Annotated in this window: 20 protein-coding genes; 17 read left to right on the forward strand and 3 right to left on the reverse strand. The window is 33.8% G+C overall.

The features are described from left to right. Positions 1 to 88: 88 nt before the first annotated feature. From pyrF to HMPREF3239_RS09575, 4 genes are all read left to right on the forward strand, one after another. Positions 89 to 781: an orotidine-5'-phosphate decarboxylase gene (pyrF, locus tag HMPREF3239_RS09560; RefSeq protein ID WP_070855470.1), complete on the forward strand. Its 693-nt coding sequence runs from the start codon at positions 89 to 91 to the stop codon at positions 779 to 781. 1 nt (position 782) lies between these two features. Continuing rightward, entirely contained in the window at positions 783 to 1391 is a 609-nt protein-coding gene (gene pyrE / locus HMPREF3239_RS09565) for an orotate phosphoribosyltransferase (protein ID WP_070855472.1), read from the forward strand. Between the two features lie 30 nt (positions 1392 to 1421). Next, the gene (locus HMPREF3239_RS09570) at positions 1422 to 1649 is read left to right on the forward strand and encodes a hypothetical protein (RefSeq protein ID WP_070855474.1); all 228 of its coding nucleotides are present in this window, start codon (positions 1422 to 1424) and stop codon (positions 1647 to 1649) included. Between the two features lie 338 nt (positions 1650 to 1987). After that, on the forward strand, positions 1988 to 2392 hold the full coding sequence (locus tag HMPREF3239_RS09575) for a VOC family protein (protein WP_070855476.1): 405 nt from the start codon (positions 1988 to 1990) through the stop codon (positions 2390 to 2392). 91 nt (positions 2393 to 2483) lie between these two features. Here the strand turns inward: HMPREF3239_RS09575 and HMPREF3239_RS09580 are convergent, their stop codons facing one another. Further along, a complete protein-coding gene (locus HMPREF3239_RS09580; RefSeq protein WP_070855478.1) occupies positions 2484 to 4181 on the reverse strand; it encodes an Rqc2 family fibronectin-binding protein in 1698 nt (565 codons plus the stop codon). A gap of 158 nt (positions 4182 to 4339) precedes the next feature. Here HMPREF3239_RS09580 and gmk point away from each other — a divergent pair, with 158 nt between their 5' ends. From gmk to priA, 4 genes are all read left to right on the forward strand, one after another. After that, positions 4340 to 4963, forward strand: a complete 624-nt coding sequence (gmk, locus tag HMPREF3239_RS09585) for a guanylate kinase (protein ID WP_053029214.1) — start codon at positions 4340 to 4342, stop codon at positions 4961 to 4963. Further along, complete coding sequence (rpoZ, locus tag HMPREF3239_RS09590; protein WP_011275989.1) at positions 4963 to 5175, forward strand: DNA-directed RNA polymerase subunit omega; 213 nt, start codon at positions 4963 to 4965, stop codon at positions 5173 to 5175. The genes gmk and rpoZ overlap by 1 nt, the downstream gene beginning before the upstream one ends. A 161-nt stretch (positions 5176 to 5336) precedes the next feature. After that, positions 5337 to 6536, forward strand: coding sequence for a bifunctional phosphopantothenoylcysteine decarboxylase/phosphopantothenate--cysteine ligase CoaBC (gene coaBC, locus HMPREF3239_RS09595; protein ID WP_070855480.1), 1200 nt, complete (start codon positions 5337 to 5339; stop codon positions 6534 to 6536). Then, on the forward strand, positions 6536 to 8944 hold the full coding sequence (gene priA, locus HMPREF3239_RS09600) for a primosomal protein N' (protein WP_053029218.1): 2409 nt from the start codon (positions 6536 to 6538) through the stop codon (positions 8942 to 8944). Before coaBC ends, priA begins: the two co-directional genes overlap by 1 nt. Before the next feature lie 73 nt (positions 8945 to 9017). Here the strand turns inward: priA and HMPREF3239_RS09605 are convergent, their stop codons facing one another. Continuing rightward, positions 9018 to 9221: a TM2 domain-containing protein gene (locus tag HMPREF3239_RS09605; protein ID WP_053029220.1), complete on the reverse strand. Its 204-nt coding sequence runs from the start codon at positions 9219 to 9221 to the stop codon at positions 9018 to 9020. A gap of 177 nt (positions 9222 to 9398) precedes the next feature. On the opposite strand from HMPREF3239_RS09605, the gene HMPREF3239_RS09610 reads away from it, so the two are divergent. The 9 genes from HMPREF3239_RS09610 (at position 9399) to HMPREF3239_RS09650 (ending at position 18358) form a co-directional block, all read left to right on the forward strand. After that, positions 9399 to 9887 carry a peptide deformylase gene (locus tag HMPREF3239_RS09610; protein ID WP_070855482.1) on the forward strand — a complete coding sequence of 163 codons (489 nt, stop codon included), beginning with the start codon at positions 9399 to 9401 and terminating at the stop codon, positions 9885 to 9887. After that, positions 9880 to 10812 (forward strand): methionyl-tRNA formyltransferase, encoded by a 933-nt coding sequence (fmt, locus tag HMPREF3239_RS09615; protein ID WP_070855673.1) that lies wholly within the window; start codon positions 9880 to 9882, stop codon positions 10810 to 10812. Before HMPREF3239_RS09610 ends, fmt begins: the two co-directional genes overlap by 8 nt. Next, positions 10809 to 12116 (forward strand): 16S rRNA (cytosine(967)-C(5))-methyltransferase RsmB, encoded by a 1308-nt coding sequence (gene rsmB / locus HMPREF3239_RS09620; RefSeq protein ID WP_070855484.1) that lies wholly within the window; start codon positions 10809 to 10811, stop codon positions 12114 to 12116. Before fmt ends, rsmB begins: the two co-directional genes overlap by 4 nt. 1 nt (position 12117) lies before the next feature. After that, a complete protein-coding gene (gene rlmN, locus HMPREF3239_RS09625) occupies positions 12118 to 13212 on the forward strand; it encodes a dual-specificity RNA methyltransferase RlmN (RefSeq protein WP_053029227.1) in 1095 nt (364 codons plus the stop codon). Between the two features lie 5 nt (positions 13213 to 13217). Further along, entirely contained in the window at positions 13218 to 13961 is a 744-nt protein-coding gene (locus HMPREF3239_RS09630; RefSeq protein WP_053029229.1) for a Stp1/IreP family PP2C-type Ser/Thr phosphatase, read from the forward strand. Beyond that, complete coding sequence (gene pknB / locus HMPREF3239_RS09635) at positions 13958 to 15985, forward strand: Stk1 family PASTA domain-containing Ser/Thr kinase (protein WP_070855486.1); 2028 nt, start codon at positions 13958 to 13960, stop codon at positions 15983 to 15985. The genes HMPREF3239_RS09630 and pknB overlap by 4 nt, the downstream gene beginning before the upstream one ends. Positions 15986 to 16189: 204 nt before the next feature. After that, positions 16190 to 17065 (forward strand): ribosome small subunit-dependent GTPase A, encoded by an 876-nt coding sequence (gene rsgA, locus HMPREF3239_RS09640; protein ID WP_070855488.1) that lies wholly within the window; start codon positions 16190 to 16192, stop codon positions 17063 to 17065. Beyond that, positions 17065 to 17709: a ribulose-phosphate 3-epimerase gene (rpe, locus tag HMPREF3239_RS09645; RefSeq protein WP_070855490.1), complete on the forward strand. Its 645-nt coding sequence runs from the start codon at positions 17065 to 17067 to the stop codon at positions 17707 to 17709. Before rsgA ends, rpe begins: the two co-directional genes overlap by 1 nt. 7 nt (positions 17710 to 17716) lie before the next feature. Then, positions 17717 to 18358 carry a thiamine diphosphokinase gene (locus tag HMPREF3239_RS09650; RefSeq protein ID WP_070855492.1) on the forward strand — a complete coding sequence of 214 codons (642 nt, stop codon included), beginning with the start codon at positions 17717 to 17719 and terminating at the stop codon, positions 18356 to 18358. Positions 18359 to 18419: 61 nt separating this feature from the next. Here HMPREF3239_RS09650 and rpmB read toward each other — a convergent pair whose 3' ends face one another. After that, a complete protein-coding gene (gene rpmB / locus HMPREF3239_RS09655; protein ID WP_011275976.1) occupies positions 18420 to 18608 on the reverse strand; it encodes a 50S ribosomal protein L28 in 189 nt (62 codons plus the stop codon). Positions 18609 to 18848 lie beyond the last annotated feature (240 nt).

Raw genomic sequence — 18848 nt, forward strand, 5'->3', positions numbered from 1 at the left:
AATTCAAGAACGACAAGGTTGTATTGAGTCAGGATTTTCTTAGTCAGACGACTGCGACCGCGTCGTTCATTTTCAAAGGAGTTATAATATGAAAGATTTACCTATCATAGCACTAGATTTCGAATCCGCAGAAAAAGTGAATACATTTTTAGATAAATTTGATGAACCACTTTTCGTGAAAATCGGAATGGAACTCTTCTATCAAGCAGGGCCAGAGTTCATTAAATCTATTAAATCACGTGGTCATGATATTTTCTTAGATTTGAAGCTACATGATATTCCAAACACAGTTGAAAAAGCAATGGAAGGCTTAGGAAAGTTAGATGTCGATTTAGTTAATGTGCATGCAGCTGGAGGTACAGCCATGATGAAAGCTGCAGTAAGGGGATTGCACAAATTTAGTAATGATACAAAGATTATTGCTGTTACACAATTAACATCTACAACTGAAGAAATGTTGCGTAATGAGCAAAACATTCAAACAACAATCGAGGAAGCCGTATTAAACTATGCGACATTAACGCAACAAGCAGGTTTAGATGGTGTTGTATGCTCTCCATTAGAAGCAGAATTATTAACAAATGAATTAGGTTCAGACTTTTTAAAAGTAACACCTGGAATTAGACCAAAAGGGGCAGCTGTAGATGATCAAAAGCGAATCACTACACCTGAAGACGCTAAACAATTAGGGGCAACACATATTGTAGTTGGACGACCAATCACGCAAAGTGAGAATCCTGTAGAAAGTTATCACACTATTAAAGAAAGTTGGTTAAGTTAATATGGCAAAAGAAATAGCAAAATCTTTATTAGATATCGAAGCAGTAACATTATCTCCAAACGACCTATATACATGGAGTTCAGGAATTAAATCTCCGATATACTGTGATAATCGTGTAACATTAGGCTATCCAGAAGTACGAAGTGCCATCCGTGATGGATTGAGCCAGTTGATTATTGAACAATTCGGTGATGTAGATATTATATCTGGTACAGCAACAGCAGGTATTCCGCATGCAGCGTATATCTCTGAGAAATTAAATTTACCAATGAATTATGTTCGTTCGAAAAGTAAAAGCCATGGCAAACAAAACCAAATTGAAGGCGCTTTAAGCAAAGGCAAGAATGTCGTCGTTGTCGAAGATTTAATCTCAACAGGTGGATCTTCAATTACTGCAGTTGAAGCATTAAAAGAAGCGGGGGCCAATGTCGTAGGCGTAGTAGCCATTTTCACTTATGGCTTAAAGAAAGCAGATGACATGTTTAATGATATCAATGTCCCTTACTACACATTAAGTAACTATAATGAGTTAATTGAAGTTGCACGTGAAGAAGGTAAAATTTCTGAGCATGATATACAAACTTTAGTTGAATGGAGAGACAACTTGTAATATGCTATGTCAAAAGGGGGATTGATTAATATGACAGATAGTGAAGCGAATCGTTTCTATAATAATATGAAGCACGTTAATGAATTCTTATATAGAGATGAAGACTTCAAATCCCCAGACAACGCAATGTCGATTGATAATAGCATTAAAGAAATAAGTAAAAATCAATCTAAAGTAAACATGGACTCATTTGTACATACAAGTGACCTCTTTAAAAAGGCTAAGCAATCGCTTAGACAAAAGGGTAAAATCGATTAAAAAAAACGTGGTATAGGCGCACACAATCATCTAAAGTAATAGATGACATGTTGTCATATCTATACCACGTTTTATATGTTTAGAAATATAATACATAACGCTTAGCGAATAAAAATTTTAATAAGTACCCATCCGATAAGTAAAACAATAAGCATACATAAAATAGGAATAACAAGATGCATCATAATTGAAAGCCTCCAATTGAACTTTATTCTAATTTTAACTTGAAAATAGAATAAGTCAAAAATTTAGATTAACGAAATTATATAGTTAAATTTTTTTAAAATGATATAGATTAGTTTAAAATAAGTATTAAAGATAAAGAGAGGGGAATCAATGTGGAAATACCTAAAATAACAACATTTCTAATGTTTAATAATCAAGCAGAAGAAGCAGTTAATTTATATACGAGTCTGTTCGATAATAGTGAAATTTTAACTATGGTTAAATATGGAGAGGATGGACCGGGTGTGCCAGGCACAGTACAACATTCTATATTTACGCTAAATGGGCAAGTATTTATGGCAATTGATGCGGATAATGGTGAGAATTTGCCCATGAATCCGTCAATTTCTTTATATATTACGGTTGATAATGCGATGGAAATGGAACGACTATTCAGTGGTTTGAAGAAAGAAGGCGCAATATTAATGCCTAAAACTGCGATGCCGCCATTCCGTGAATTTGCATGGGTACAAGATAAATTTGGTGTTAGTTTTCAACTGGCATTACCTGAAAAATAAAACATGGGATTAGAACTGGATGTAGTTGTGCGTTCGGTTCTAATCCCTTTTTAAATATACTTTCATCATTTTAGTGTCTGTGCGATGCAGCTTATTTAACTTTCATACTTTGAATTTTGTCATAATCTGGCGTTGCGAATAATGTTTTTTGATTATCATACGTTACAAATCCTGGTTTAGCACCAGATGGTTTGTGAACATTTCTAATTTCTGTATAGTCTACAGGAATTTGTCCAGAATTTCCGGCTTTTGAGAAATAACCAGCTAACATAGCAGCTTCTTTAATCGTTTGTTCACTTGGTGCATCATTAAGAATAACGACATGAGAACCTGGAATATCTTTTGTATGGAACCAAATATGTGACTTTTGAGCTTTACGATTTGTTAAATAATCATTTTGTTTATTATTTTTGCCTACTAGTATCGTATCCCCATCTGTAGAAAGATAGGTTTGAAGTTGAAGTGTATCATTCTTTTTCTTTTTAACGTTTTTACGTTGTTTCATAAATCCTTGTTCTGCTAGTTCATCACGAATATCATCTATCTCATCAACCGTAATATGGTCGAGTTGCTGTTCAATATTTGCAAAGTAATCGATGTTCTCGCGCGTTAATTGAATTTGATGATCTAATTCGCGTTCACGTGTTTTCATTCGATTATATTGCTTGTAATAATATTGTGCATTAACTGACGGTGATTTAGTAGGGTTTAATGGAATCGTAATGTCTTCATTCGTATAGTAATTGAGAACAGTTACAGCATCATCGCCTTGCTTAATGCGGTAAATATTAGCAGTAATGAGTTCACCGTATAGTTGCTGTTTATCTTTATCTTTAGCACTTTCATACTCCGTAATCAGTTTGCTCAATTTATGTTGATATTTTTGAGATTGCTGTTGAACAAAGCGTACTAAATCATTTGCGCGTTGTTTGACACGTTCGCGTTCTTCACGGGCATCATAATACCGGTCTAGTAATTCATGTAAGGATGCATATTCAACCATATCATCATGAAACTGTTCTAATTTCATGAAATAAAAATCTTCTTTTCCAGTTTCATGATTTTTATGGAAAACAGGTACAGGTGTTTGTAACGTTTGAGCGATAACCTCATCATAAGCTTTAGGTAGAGTGTCTGTTGTCATAAATTGATAGCGATTGACTATTTCATTAGTAATCAGTGGACTAAAACCTTCAAACGTGTTCAATAACTGCTTTGCAAGTTTACCACTATTAAAATCTACATATTTTAAAGCTTCGTCCCCAGAAACGTCAAATGGATTTAATTTATTTTGTGTTGGTGGTGCTTCATATTTAAAACCCGGCATAACCGTACGATACTGATTTGTATTCGGGGTTAAATGTTTAAATCCTTCAATAATTTTATAATTTTCATCAACAAGTAATAAATTGCTATGTTTACCCATAATTTCTAAAATAACGGTGCGATAAATGGTATCCCCAATTTCATCTTTACTTTCAACATCGATTTCAATACGGCGGTCATTACCGATTTGACGTACTGATTTAATAATGCCACCTTCTAAATGTTTCCTAAATACGCGTGCGAACATTGGTGGTTCAAATGGGTTATCATACTTCTTCGTTGTGATATGCATTCTTGAAAAACTAGGGTGTATGGATAGTAATAGTTGATGATTTTTGCGATTTTGGCGTACAACCATAAGAATCGTATCATTTTCTGGTTGATTAATCTTATGGATTCGTCCAGATACTAAAAACTGTAGTGATTCAACTATTTTTCTAGTGAATAAGCCATCATATGCCATAAATAATTTCCACCTTCAATTTAATCATTCAGTATATTGTAACATGGTAAAAAGAAAGCGTCATGATTTAAGTTTATGTTACATACTCTATACAATTTTCACTACAATATGATATTATATTTAAAGAATAGAAGAATAGCTTAGAGAGGTCGTAAGGCATGGATAATGAAAAAGGATTACTAATTGTTCTTTCAGGTCCTTCAGGAGTAGGTAAAGGAACTGTACGCAAAGAGATATTTGATGATCCAACTACATCATATAAGTACTCTATTTCAATGACGACACGTAATATGCGTGAAGGTGAAGTTGATGGTGTAGATTACTTTTTTAAGACGAAAGAAGAATTTGAAGCTTTAATTCAGGAAGATCAATTTATTGAATATGCTGAATACGTTGGAAATTACTATGGTACGCCTGTTCAATATGTTAAAGATACTATGGCTGCTGGACATGATGTATTTTTAGAAATTGAAGTAGAAGGTGCTAAACAAGTAAGAAAGAAATTTCCAGATGCATTATTTATCTTCCTTGCACCACCTAGCTTAGACCATTTGAAAGAACGATTAGTTGGACGTGGCACTGAGTCAGATGAGAAGATTCAAAGTAGAGTAAATGAAGCACGTAAAGAAGTAGAGATGATGAATCTTTATGATTACGTTGTAGTCAACGATGAAGTCCATTTAGCGAAAGATCGTATTCAATCAATTGTTGAAGCAGAACACTTAAAACGCGAACGTGTTGAAGCTATATATAGAAAAATGTTATTGGAGGCCAAAAAATAATGTTAAACCCACCATTAAACCAGTTACAATCGAAAATCAATTCTAAGTATTTAATTGCTACGACTGCAGCTAAGCGTGCACGTGAATTAGATGAAAGACCTGAAACAGCTTTATTAAGTGGATATCATTCAGCTAAACCAGTTGGTGAAGCATTAGAAGAAATTGCTAGCGGTAAAATCACACCAGTCGTTTCTGACGAATTCACTATGTAAAACCAAATGAAATTAATTTATCCATATGCACATCTTATTGATTTGAGTATTACGCTTCTTCAATAAGATGTGTCTTTTTAATTACACCTTTAATTTGTGTATAATAAATTTAATATAAATTATGATTAATAATCGATATAGTAAAAGGGAGAAATACGATTATGAAACACATTTTGCTAGCTGTTACAGGTGGTATTGCAGCATATAAAGCTATAGATTTAACGAGTAAATTAACACAAGCTGGTTACGATGTACGCGTAATGTTATCTGAACATGCGCAAGAATTTGTTACACCACTTGCTTTTCAAGCAATTAGTAGAAACCCAGTCTATACCAATACATTTAAAGAAGAGAACCCGCAAGAAATTCAACATGTCGCATTGGGTGATTGGGCAGATGCGATTATCATTGCGCCTGCAACTGCAAATGTGATTGCGAAATTGAGTGTGGGTATTGCAGATGATATGCTGACATCTACGTTGTTAGCAACTGAGACACCTACCTTTATTGCTCCGGCAATGAATGTACATATGTATGAGAATAAGCGTACACAGCACAATATTAACGTATTAGCACAAGATGGCTATCGCTTTATTGAACCTGGGGATGGTTATTTAGCGTGTGGTTATGTAGCAAAAGGAAGAATGGAAGAACCATTACAAATTGTTAAAGTCATCAACGACTTTTTCAAATCACAAAAGGTAAAGGCGCATAGTTCATTTAAAGGTAAACATGCATTAGTTACAGCTGGGCCAACTGTAGAAGTGATTGATCCTGTTCGTTATGTATCCAATCGTTCTTCAGGGAAAATGGGTTACGCTCTAGCTGAAGCGCTACAAAAAAGAGGCGCACACGTTACGTTAGTGACAGGGCCAACGCAATTAGTAGATCCTATTGGTATGGACATTGTACATATTGAAAGTGCGGAAGACATGTTTGAGGCAGTAACGACACGTTTTGATCAGCAAGACATTGTATTTAAAGCGGCAGCTGTATCTGATTATACGCCGATGGAAGTATTAGATCATAAAATGAAGAAACAAGATGGCGACTTAGCCGTTACCTTTAAACGAACTAAAGATATTCTAAAATATTTAGGTGAACATAAAGCACATCAATATTTAGTAGGTTTCGCTGCTGAAACGCAAAATATCGAAGCCTATGCGCAAGATAAATTAAAACGAAAAAATGCTGATGTGATTATTTCGAATAATGTAGGTGACAAAACGATTGGTTTTAAATCAGATGATAATGAATTAACCATGCATTTTAAAACTAATGAAATGATTAATATTAAGAGAGGCAAAAAGGTTCAATTAGCTGAACAAATTTTAGATGAATTAGAAACTAGGTGGCAATAATGATTGCGAAGGTAATCGTAGATATTCCTTCTAAGAGTGTGGACTTTAAATTTGATTATTTGATACCAGAGCATTTAGAGGCTTTTATTCAGGTAGGGGTTAGGGTGGTTGTTCCATTCGGTCCGCGTACAATTCAAGGATATGTCATGGCTATTGAAAATGAACCAAGTGATGATATTAATATTGAGAAATTGAAAGTAATCAAAGAAATTCAAGATATGAAACCTGAATTAACCTCTGAATTGATTCAATTGAGTGAATGGATTAGCCACTATCATGTATCTAAGCGCATTTCAGTACTTGAAGTAATGTTGCCCAGTGCAATTAAAGCAAAGTATACGAAAGTCTTTGAAGTTGTGAAATATAATGATATCGATGACCAATTGATTGAATACTTTGATGCTACGGGGCAATATAAATATAAAGAAGCGCAAAAGAATAATCATCTTCCTGTTTTAAATAAATTGTTAAAAACAGGCGCAGTGAAAGAAGTTACAATATTATCTCAAAATGTAAAAAAGAAAACACAGAGAGCGGTACGTATCGTAGAAGGTTATCATCCAGATGAGGTCTTAGCTAAACTTGAGAAGAAAATAAAGCAGTATGACGTGTATGCTTATCTATTAGATGAACAACATAATACAGTATTTCTGAAAGATATGGAAGAGATGGGATTCTCAAAATCAAGTATAGATGGGTTAGTTAAGAAGGGTTATATTGAGAAATATGATGCCGAAGTAGAACGTGATCCGTTTGCACATCGTATATTTGAACGTGAAGAGAAGCGGGAACTTACTTCAGAACAGCGTGTTGCTTTTCAACAGATTAAAGACAAAATCGATAATAAAGCGCAACGTACATTCTTATTACATGGTGTGACAGGTTCAGGTAAAACAGAAGTTTACTTACAGACAATCGAAGAAGTACTCAATGAAGGTAAAGAAGCAATGATGTTAGTGCCTGAAATTGCTTTAACTCCACAAATGGTCTTACGATTTAAACGCCGATTTGGTGATGACGTAGCGGTGCTACACTCTGGTCTATCTAATGGAGAACGCTACGATGAATGGCAAAAGATTAGAGACGGTAGAGCACGTGTCAGTGTTGGTGCACGATCAAGTATCTTCGCACCATTCAAAAATTTAGGCATAATTATTATTGACGAGGAACATGAATCAACATACAAGCAAGAAGATTATCCACGGTATCATGCTAGAGATATCGCTGAATGGAGAAGTCAATATCATCAATGTCCTTTAGTATTAGGAAGTGCAACACCAAGCCTTGAATCATACGCACGAGCTGAAAAAGGCGTGTATCAGTTACTATCATTACCTACCAGAGTGAATCAACAAGCATTACCTTCGATAGATATCGTTGATATGCGCGAAGAATTGAGTGCAGGAAATCGATCAATGTTTTCTAACGAATTAAGAGAAGCAATTGAAGAGCGCTTACGTAAAAATGAACAAATCGTTTTATTTCTTAATCGTCGTGGCTATGCATCATTTATGTTATGCCGAGATTGCGGTTATGTGCCTCAATGCCCACATTGTGATATTTCATTAACGTACCACAAGTCAACAGATCAATTGAAGTGTCATTATTGCGGTTACCATGAAGTACCTCCAAATAAATGTCCTAATTGTGAAAGTTCTCATATTCGCCAAGTAGGTACAGGTACACAACGTGTGGAAGAAATATTACAACAAGAATTTGAAGGTGCACGTATTATACGAATGGATGTAGATACTACTTCTAGAAAAGGCGCGCATGAAAAATTACTATCCGAATTTGAACAAGGTAAAGGCGATATTTTATTAGGCACACAAATGATTGCAAAAGGGTTAGATTATCCAAATATCACCTTAGTAGGCGTTTTAAATGCTGATACTATGTTGAATCTACCTGATTTTCGTGCGAGTGAGCGGACATATCAACTGTTAACACAAGTGGCTGGAAGAGCAGGACGACATGAAAAGCCGGGTAACGTCATTATTCAAACTTATAATCCTGACCATTATGCAATCGAAGATGTTCAAAAAAATGATTATTTAACTTTCTATCATAAAGAAATGGAATACAGAAAAATGGGCAAGTATCCACCTTATTATTTTCTAATCAATTTTACGATTTCGCATAAAAATATGAAGAAAGTGATGGAAGCATCCAAACATATACATCAAATCTTACTGCAGCATCTCACAGATCGTGCGTTAGTGTTAGGACCATCACCAGCTGCAATTGCTCGTATTAACAACGAACATCGATTCCAAATCTTAGTGAAATATAAGCGTGAACCGGAATTGTTAAAAGCACTTCAATATTTAGATGATTATTATCATGAGGCATATCTTAAAGACAAACTTGCATTAAAAATAGATATCAATCCGCAAGTATTAATGTAAACAAAAAGAGTTACGTAGTTATTAGGTTTAAAGACCTAACTTACGTAACTCTTTCTTTCGTAAATATTAGTTTTTACATGACAACATTACCGTTTTCATCGGCTGGTCTAAATAATGTAAGAATAGCACTAATGATTGCAATGATATGTGGAATACCTGTCCAACAGAATAATAAGTGTAAAAGACCAGACATTGTTTTACCGGCATAGAATTTATGAACACCGAAACCACCTAAAAATATAGCTAAAACAATATAAATAATTTTATTTACTTCCATTTTGGCACCTCCTTTAATTGTGCAAGTGATGATAAGTTAAGTTACTTTTATTTTAATAGACTGAAAAATAAAAGCAATTAATAGTAGCTAGAATGGATAAATTTCAGACTAAGGTCGCAATTCAAAGTGAATTAAGTTATAATTGTATGATGAATTTTTTCAGGAGGAGCAAAATAAATGGCGATACAAAAATTAGTCCAGTCAACGCATCCTGTATTAACGAAACAAGCGGAACGCATAACAACATTTGATGCTACATTAAAAGATTTATTATTAGATATAGAAGATACATTATATGCTAATGAGGCATCAGCGCTTTGCGCACCTCAAATTGGTATTAGTAAGCAAGTAGCTATCATTGATATGGAACTTGAAGGATTGCTACAACTAATCAATCCTATAATTAAAACGGAGTCTAAAGATAAAGTCACAGACCTTGAAGGTTCAGTAAACACACCAGGTATCTACGGGGAAGTCGAACGAAGTAAAATGATAACTGTAGAAGCCAATGATTTAGAAGGTAATACGATAGAATTAACCGCTTATGATGATATAGCGAGAATGATGTTACACATCGTTGACCAATTAAACGGTATATCATTTACTAAGCGTGCACAGCATTTATTAACTGATGAAGAAGTGGAGGCGTATTTTGAAAATGACTAAAGTGATATTTATGGGAACACCTGATTTTTCAACTAAGGTATTGGAAATGTTAATAGAAGAACACGACGTTATCGCAGTCGTAACGCAACCTGATAGACCAGTGGGACGTAAACGTGTATTGACACCACCACCTGTTAAACGAGTGGCTGAAGAACACAATTTACCTGTTTATCAACCAGAAAAATTAGCGCAATCTGACGAATTGGCACAACTGTTACAATTAGAACCTGATTTAATTGTTACTGCTGCATTTGGTCAATTATTGCCTGAGACATTACTACAATTACCTAAATTAGGTGCAATTAATGTCCATGCATCATTGTTACCTAAATACCGTGGTGGTGCGCCCATACATCAAGCAATTATTGATGGTGAGGCACAAACTGGTATAACAATTATGTATATGGTTAAAAAGTTAGATGCTGGCAATATTATTTCACAAAAAGCAATTGATATAGAAAATGATGATAATGTAGGTACGATGCATGATAAGCTTAGTATATTAGGCGCAGATTTATTGAAAGAAACATTACCAGCAATTATCGATGGTACAAATGATAGTACGCCTCAAGATGATACGCAAGCCACATTCGCTTCAAATATTAGTAGAGAAGATGAACGTATTGATTGGACGATGACCGCTGAAGATATTCATAATCATATACGTGGATTATCACCATGGCCTGTTGGCTATACTACGATGGATGATACAAACTTGAAATTGTATGCTGCACATATCGTGCATAACAAAAAAGGGCAACCAGGGGAGATCGTCGAAACGACTAAAAAAGCGATTATAGTTGCTACAGGCTCTGATGATGCAATTGCCTTAACTGATATTCAATTAGCTGGTAAAAAACGTATGCTAGCAGCAAATTATTTAAGCGGTGTTCAAGAATCGCTAGTTGGGAAATTATTAAAATGACACAAACAGTAAGAGAATTAGCATTTCAAACAATTCAAGAAATCTTTAATGATTATGCTTACAGTAACTTAAGAATCAATGAGGTACTTTCTACCGGGGACGTATCTAGTATTGATAAACCTTTGTACACTGAACTCGTGTATGGAACTGTAAAACGGAAAATGACGCTGGATTTTTATCTTAGACCTTTTGTAAAAACGAAAATTAAAAGTTGGGTCAGACAATTATTATGGATGAGTTTGTATCAGTATATTTATTTAGATAAAGTTCCTAATCACGCCATTATAAATGAGGCAGTTAATATTGCGAAACGTCGTGGTGGTCCTCATAATGGTAATGTTGTTAACGCTATATTGAGAACAATCTTTAGAAGTGAATTGCCAAGCTTAGATTCAATTAAAAATGATAAACAACGTATGGCTATTGAGTATAGTATTCCAAAGTGGATTATAGAGCATTGGATTACGCATTATGGTGTTGAGACTACACGTGAAATAGCATATTCATTTATGGAACAAACTGCAAGTACTGTGCGTGTTAACACAAGTAAAAATAAAGTTGAAGATGTCGTAGCAGGGTTACAAGCAGAGGGATATGACGTTGAAGTGGATGAACTGATTCCTTATTGTTTACATTTAAAAGGACGTCCAATAATTGAATCCGACAATTTTAAAAATGGAAATATTTCAATTCAAGATAAGAGTTCAATGTTTGTAGGATATTTAATGGGTGTCGAAGACAATGATGTTATTTTGGATGCATGTAGTGCACCAGGTGGCAAAGCGTGTCATATTGCAGAATTATTAGCATCAAGTGGTCATGTGGATGCGACAGATATTCATAAGCATAAAATTGGTTTAATTAAAGAAAATATTGGAAAATTACAACTTAAGAACATTAAAGCATTTGATCATGATGCAACACAACCATACAAAGATGTATATGACAAAATACTTGTTGATGCACCATGTAGTGGTTTAGGCGTATTACGACATAAGCCAGAAATTAAATATGTTCAAACAAAGCAAGATATTCAAGACTTGGTTGAATTACAGTTACAGATATTAGACAATGTTAAAGAAAACTTGAAACCTGGTGGAACTCTAGTCTATTCAACGTGTACGATTGAACAACTCGAAAATGAAAATGTGATTTATACCTTCTTAAAAAATAATAAAGACTTTGAATTTGAATTAATGACACATCCTGTTAGCGGTGAACAAGTAAAAACAATACAGATTTTACCCCAAGATTTTAATTCAGATGGCTTTTTCATCACAAAAATAAAAAGAAAGGAAAGTTAAGATGATAACTACTGAAAAAAAGAAGAAAAATAAATTCTTGCCTGACTTTGATAAACAGTCGATTTATTCACTTAGATATGATGAAATGCAAGAATGGTTAGTAGACCATGGCCAACAAAAATTTAGAGCTAAGCAAATATTTGAATGGCTATATCAAAAACGTGTAGATAGTATTGATGAAATGACGAATTTATCCAAAGATCTTCGTCAAGTGCTAAAAGATAACTTTGCTATGACCACTTTAACGACTGTTGTAAAACAAGAAAGTAAAGATGGGACCATAAAATTCCTATTTGAATTACAAGATGGTTATACAATTGAAACCGTATTAATGCGCCATGACTATGGTAATTCAGTTTGCGTAACGACTCAGGTTGGATGTCGTATCGGTTGTACGTTCTGTGCTTCTACATTAGGTGGCTTAAAACGTAACTTAGAAGCAGGAGAAATTGTTTCACAAGTTTTAACAGTTCAAAAAGCATTAGATGCGACAGATGAACGTGTATCTCAAATTGTAATTATGGGAATTGGTGAACCTTTTGAGAATTATGATGAAATGATGGATTTCTTACGTATCGTTAATGATGACAATAGTTTAAATATCGGTGCACGTCATATAACAGTGTCAACATCAGGTATTATTCCACGTATTTATGATTTTGCTGAAGAAGATATTCAAATTAACTTTGCCGTAAGTTTGCATGCAGCCAAAGATGACATTCGTTCTAAATTAATGCCAATTAACAGAGCTTACCACGTAGATAAATTAATGGAAGCAATTCAATATTATCAAGAAAAAACAAATCGTCGTGTGACATTTGAATATGGATTATTTGGTGGCGTCAATGATCAATTAGAGCATGCACGTGATTTAGCGCATCTTATTAAAGATCTAAACTGTCATGTTAATTTAATACCAGTAAACCATGTTCCAGAACGTAATTACGTTAAAACACCTAAAGATGATATTTTCAAATTTGAAAAAGAATTAAAACGATTGGGCATAAATGCTACAATTAGAAGAGAACAAGGATCAGATATTGACGCGGCATGTGGACAATTAAGAGCGAAGGAACGACAAGTAGAAACGAGGTAATCACAATGCTAAACGCACAATTTTTCACAGATACTGGACAACATAGAAATAAAAATGAAGATGCAGGAGGTATTTTTTATAACCAAACTCACCAACAATTATTAGTACTATGCGATGGTATGGGTGGTCATAAAGCGGGGGAAATTGCAAGTCAGTTTGTTACGTATGAGCTTCAAAAACGTTTTGAAGCTGAAAATTTTATTGAGTATGAACAAGCCGAAACTTGGTTGCGTTTCAATTTAAAAGAGATTAATCGTGAGCTATTTGAATACGCTCAAACAAATGAATCGTATAAAGGTATGGGTACAACATGTGTTTGTGCCCTTGTATTCGATAAGCACTTGGTTGTGGCAAATATAGGGGACTCTAGAGCATATCTTATTAATTCTAGAGAAATCGAACAAATTACGTATGATCATTCATTTGTTAACCATTTAGTTATGTCAGGTCAAATTACTGAAGAGGAAGCATTCACACACCCACAACGTAATATTATTACTAAAGTGATGGGAACAGATAAACGTGTAAGTCCAGATATATTTACGAAACGATTTAATTATTATGACTTTTTAATGTTGAATTCTGATGGTTTAACAGATTATGTCAGAAGTGAACGTATTCTTGAAGCGTTTAATACGTCGTTATCATTAGAAGAACATGGTGAACAGCTTATTCAATTAGCACTAAACCATGATTCTAAAGACAATATTAGTGTTTTAATAGCAGCTATTGAAGGTGATCATCTATGATTGGAAAGTTAGTTAGTGAACGATATAAGATAGTGGATAAGCTTGGTGGCGGAGGAATGAGTACCGTTTACTTAGCAGAAGATACCATTTTAAATCGTGAAGTGGCGATTAAAGCAATCTCAATTCCTCAGAATGAAAAAGAAGAAACAATGAAACGTTTCGAGCGAGAAGTCAATAATGCAACGCAACTCTCACATGAAAACATTGTTGAAGTGTATGATGTTCAAGAAGATGAAGAGTGCTTCTTTTTAATTATGGAATATATAGATGGACCTACTTTATCTGAATACATACATAGTCATGGTCCTTTAAGTATTGATACAGCAATTGACTTTACCAATCAAATTTTAAAAGGTGTGGCGCAAGCGCATGACAAACTTATCATACATAGAGATATTAAACCTCAAAATATCTTAATTGATAAGAATAAGACACTTAAAATTTTCGATTTTGGAATTGCCAAAGCTTTAAGTGAAACATCTATGACGCAAACAAACCACGTGCTCGGTACTGTACAATACCTTTCACCAGAACAAGCTAAAGGTGAAACTACGAATGAAGCGACAGATATTTATTCCATAGGTATTGTACTTTTTGAAATGTTAGTTGGGGAACCACCTTTTAATGGCGAAACAGCTGTTAGTATAGCGATAAAACATATTCAGGATTCCATACCTAATGTAACCGAGATAAGATCTGATATACCTCAATCCTTAAGTAACGTTGTCCTTAGAGCAACAGAAAAGAAAGCAACGGATCGTTATCAAAGTGTCAATGATATGAAAGAAGACTTAAGTAGTGTACTTGTATCTAGTCGTGCTAATGAAAAAAAGCATTCAATTGAAGAAGATGATACAAATACCGTTGCCATTGATAGACAAGATATCAGAAGTAAAATAAAGGAAGAAAATGAGCAAAAACAAATCGCTCAAACCATGCAAATACCTATTGTCAATGAGCACCATTTCCAAACTAACGAGGCGCAAATTTACGAGCCACCAAAGAAAAAGCGTTCTAAAAAGAAAAAATTTGCCATTGCGTTGATTTTACTGTTATTAGTCGTAAGTTTATTTGGGTTTATTGCGATGGGCATGTTTGGCAGTAAGTATTCAGAAATGCCAGATCTTAAGGGTAAAACTGAAAAAGAAGCAGAAAAAATATTACGTCAATCTCATTTAGAAATTGGCAATATTTCTAGAGACTATAGTGATGACTATCCAGAAAATAAAATCATCGAGACAAAACCGAAACAAGGTGAAAGAGTGAATCAACATGAAAAAGTTGATATCGTGCTTTCAAAAGGACCAGAACGTGCTAAAATGCCGAATGTTATAGGAATGAAAAAAGCTGATGCACTTGATAAATTAAAACAATTTAAACTTGATCATGTAACAGTGAATCAAGAATACAATAATCAAATACCTAAAGGTGCTATCGCCAAACAAAGTGTTAATCCGGATAGTTATGTACGTGTGAATGATCACCAAATCACGTTAACTGAGTCGTTAGGTGTTAAAAAAGTATACGTAAAAAATTATGAACATAAAAATTATAAAACTGCTCAGAAAGAACTTGAAAAAAATGGTCTAAAAGTACAAATAACGACTGAATCAAGTAATAATGAAAAAAAAGATAATATTATTTCACAAAGTCCGAAAAATTCAGAAATTGATGAAGGAAGCACAGTTCAACTGATTGTTTCGAAAGGAAAAGCAACTTCTAAAGACGAAGATAAAGAAGACGAGAAGTCTAATGATTCTAGTAAAGATAAGGACGACGACGCAAAGAAAGTTAAAAATTACACCGAAACATATCATATCCCATATACGGGAGACGATGAAAGTCAAAAAGTTCAAGTTTATATAAGAGATAAAGACAATAGTGGCGCATCTGCGAGTCAAACGTTTAGTATAAAAGGTGATAGAACGATCACGATTCCGCTTAAAATTGAAGAAGGATCTGACGCAGGCTACACCATTAGAGTAGATGGCGATATTATTGCAGATAAAGATATAGATTATTAAAATTCAACCTTTTAGTGAATGAAAGCAATCAAACATTCACTAAAAGGTTTTTTAAATCTTTATAAAAACTATAAAAATATTATGTAAACTTTAAACGTACTCCGCTTTGATAACTTTGACTTTAAACAAATATGTTCTGGATATAATATTCTCTAAGGTTTTGCTATAATAATGAAATATAAATAATGATTAAGAGGTGTCATTTTGGAAACTGGACGTATTATTAAATTAATTAGTGGTGTATATCAAGTAGATGTAGATGGAACTTTATATGATACTAAACCACGTGGTCTTTTCAGAAAAAAGAAGTTTTCACCAATTGTAGGGGACATTGTTGATTTTGAAATTCAAAATACCAATGAAGGTTATATTCATCATGTTCACGATCGTCATAATGCATTGAAACGACCACCAGTTAGTAATATTGACGGCTTAATCATCGTGATGAGCGCTGTAGAACCAGATTTCTCAACACAATTGTTAGATCGTTTTCTAGTTATTGCGCATTCATATGATTTAGAACCGAGTATACTAGTGACTAAAAAGGATTTAGCGTCTGATGATGACATTAAAAAAATTAATGAATGGTTAAATATTTATGAAACTATTGGCTACAATACTCAATTTGTTGGCAAAGATACGTCTAAACAGGAAGTAGTCGCTTCTTGGCCGAAAGGACTTATTGTACTAAGTGGTCAATCAGGTGTTGGTAAGTCGACATTTATAAATGCTTTTAAACCAGAATTAAATTTAGAAACCAATGATATATCAAAATCCCTTAACCGTGGTAAACATACGACGAGACATGTAGAATTATTCGAAAGGGAATCTGGTTTTATTGCAGATACACCAGGCTTTAGTGCATTAGATTTTGATCATATTGAAAAAGATGAATTGAAACACTATTTTATAGATATTCATCACTATGGCGAGGCATGCAAATTTAGAAACTGTAATCATATTAAAGAACCTCATTGTCATGTTAAGCAACAATTGGAGAGTGGTCATTTAGCACAATTTCGCTATGATCATTACATTCAATTATTTAATGAAATTTCAAATAGAAAGGTAAGATATTAATGAAAAAAATCTATCCATCACTTTTATCCGCTGATTTTTTAAATTTAGAAGATGAAATTAAAGCTTTAGAAAAAGCACAAGTTGATGGTTTACACTTTGATGTGATGGACGGTCAATTTGTACCAAATATATCGATTGGTTTGCCGATTCTTGATTCAATTCGAACTGCTACACAATTACCAATTGATGTTCACTTAATGATTGAGCAACCTGAGCAGTATATTAACACCTTTGCTGAACACGGTGCTGACATGATATCGGTGCACGTCGAGTCTACGCAACATATTCATAGAGCGCTTCAAATGATTAAGAATGCTGGTAAAAAAGCAGGCGTTGTCATTAATCCTGGTACACCAGTTGAAGTATTATTACCAGTTCTTGAGATTGTAGATTATGTATTAGTGATGACAGTCAATCCAGGTTTCGGTGGTCAATCATTTATTGAAGCATGCGCATCAAAAGTGAAGTCACTTAGAGATCTAAGACAATCTTTAAATTTAAATTTTGATATTGAAGTTGATGGTGGCATCAATGATGAAACTATCCAATTGTGTGCTGATAATGGAGCAACTATGTTTGTTACAGGTTCTTATTTCTTTAATCAAAAGGATTATAACAAGGTGACACAATTACTGAAAGGCTGATTTTAATATGCGAATCAATTTATTATGTAGTGACCGACATTTACCACCACAAGTATTGAGCACTCAAAAGCATGAACATTGGGGTGGCATTGATAGCGGAACACTGATTCTAGTTAACCATGCCATCACACCGACGTTCTCAATTGGTGACTTTGATTCTGTTTCAGAAGAAGAACGTCAACAACTCAAACATCAGTTGAATATTAAGCCGGTCAAAGCTGAAAAAGATGATACGGATTTAGCATTAGGTGTAGAAGAAGCTGTTCATAGAGGCTTTACGCAAATACATATTTATGGCGCAACTGGTGGTAGATTAGATCATTTTATGGGTGTCATGCAAATATTGCAAAAACCAAAGTATATAGAACGAAATATATCAATTATTGTGGAAGATGATCAAAATGAAATTAAATTATTGAAACAAGGTACCCATAAAATTCAAAAATCACTTCATTTCCCATATGTATCATTTATTCCAGTTACTGAAAATGTTGTTTTATCATTAAAGGGCTTTAAATATAATTTGAATAAGCAACTTCTAGAAAAAGGATCGACACTTACTTTATCTAATGAAGTAAAAGAAGCTGTCGCGGAAATCATTTTACATGACGGACAAGTACTTCAAATGAGAAGTAAGGATGCAAGTTAAAAAAGAACATAAAAAAATGCCTTCACCACATATGAAGGCATTTTTTAGTGCATTATATTTATTAAACTCTAGTAACTTTACCAGATTTTAAAGCACGAGCAGAAACCCAAACTTTTTTAGGTTTTCCGTCAACTAAAATTCTAACTTTTTGAAGGTTAGCATTAAATCTGCGTTTATTCGCATTTAAAGCGTGTGAACGATTATTACCAGTCGATGCTTTACGACCTGTTACGTAACATTGTTTACCCATCAAAGTACCTCCTTTAATAAATATAAATACACTTGACTACTTATATACTTAAATAAGATACCATATATGAATTTTTAAAGCAATGAAATTAAAAGGTATTTCTCTAAAAATGTTTTGAATTTTATAATTTATGGTATAATTGTAAGCTGAGGAGTTATGTAGTACATTTAATTAGGTTATAAAGACTTATTTATGGAAGAATCGGTTAATTTCTACAATGAATTTAATTGTAAATGTTTA

The sequence above is a fragment of the Staphylococcus sp. HMSC34C02 genome (assembly GCF_001838705.1).
GTDB lineage: Bacteria > Bacillota > Bacilli > Staphylococcales > Staphylococcaceae > Staphylococcus > Staphylococcus borealis.

What these genes read in the sequence shown, in the direction of transcription:
- pyrE (WP_070855472.1), top strand. Translation starts at nt 783, where the DNA reads ATGGCAAAAGAAATAGCAAAATCTTTATTAGATATCGAAGCAGTAACA.
- coaBC (WP_070855480.1), top strand. Translation starts at nt 5,337, where the DNA reads ATGAAACACATTTTGCTAGCTGTTACAGGTGGTATTGCAGCATATAAA.
- fmt (WP_070855673.1), top strand. Translation starts at nt 9,880, where the DNA reads ATGACTAAAGTGATATTTATGGGAACACCTGATTTTTCAACTAAGGTA.
- HMPREF3239_RS09650 (WP_070855492.1), top strand. Translation starts at nt 17,717, where the DNA reads ATGCGAATCAATTTATTATGTAGTGACCGACATTTACCACCACAAGTA.
- HMPREF3239_RS09630 (WP_053029229.1), top strand. Translation starts at nt 13,218, where the DNA reads ATGCTAAACGCACAATTTTTCACAGATACTGGACAACATAGAAATAAA.
- rsmB (WP_070855484.1), top strand. Translation starts at nt 10,809, where the DNA reads ATGACACAAACAGTAAGAGAATTAGCATTTCAAACAATTCAAGAAATC.
- rpmB (WP_011275976.1), bottom strand. Translation starts at nt 18,608, where the DNA reads ATGGGTAAACAATGTTACGTAACAGGTCGTAAAGCATCGACTGGTAAT.
- rpe (WP_070855490.1), top strand. Translation starts at nt 17,065, where the DNA reads ATGAAAAAAATCTATCCATCACTTTTATCCGCTGATTTTTTAAATTTA.
- rlmN (WP_053029227.1), top strand. Translation starts at nt 12,118, where the DNA reads ATGATAACTACTGAAAAAAAGAAGAAAAATAAATTCTTGCCTGACTTT.
- rpoZ (WP_011275989.1), top strand. Translation starts at nt 4,963, where the DNA reads ATGTTAAACCCACCATTAAACCAGTTACAATCGAAAATCAATTCTAAG.
- HMPREF3239_RS09610 (WP_070855482.1), top strand. Translation starts at nt 9,399, where the DNA reads ATGGCGATACAAAAATTAGTCCAGTCAACGCATCCTGTATTAACGAAA.
- priA (WP_053029218.1), top strand. Translation starts at nt 6,536, where the DNA reads ATGATTGCGAAGGTAATCGTAGATATTCCTTCTAAGAGTGTGGACTTT.
- pknB (WP_070855486.1), top strand. Translation starts at nt 13,958, where the DNA reads ATGATTGGAAAGTTAGTTAGTGAACGATATAAGATAGTGGATAAGCTT.
- pyrF (WP_070855470.1), top strand. Translation starts at nt 89, where the DNA reads ATGAAAGATTTACCTATCATAGCACTAGATTTCGAATCCGCAGAAAAA.
- HMPREF3239_RS09570 (WP_070855474.1), top strand. Translation starts at nt 1,422, where the DNA reads ATGACAGATAGTGAAGCGAATCGTTTCTATAATAATATGAAGCACGTT.
- gmk (WP_053029214.1), top strand. Translation starts at nt 4,340, where the DNA reads ATGGATAATGAAAAAGGATTACTAATTGTTCTTTCAGGTCCTTCAGGA.
- HMPREF3239_RS09580 (WP_070855478.1), bottom strand. Translation starts at nt 4,181, where the DNA reads ATGGCATATGATGGCTTATTCACTAGAAAAATAGTTGAATCACTACAG.
- HMPREF3239_RS09605 (WP_053029220.1), bottom strand. Translation starts at nt 9,221, where the DNA reads ATGGAAGTAAATAAAATTATTTATATTGTTTTAGCTATATTTTTAGGT.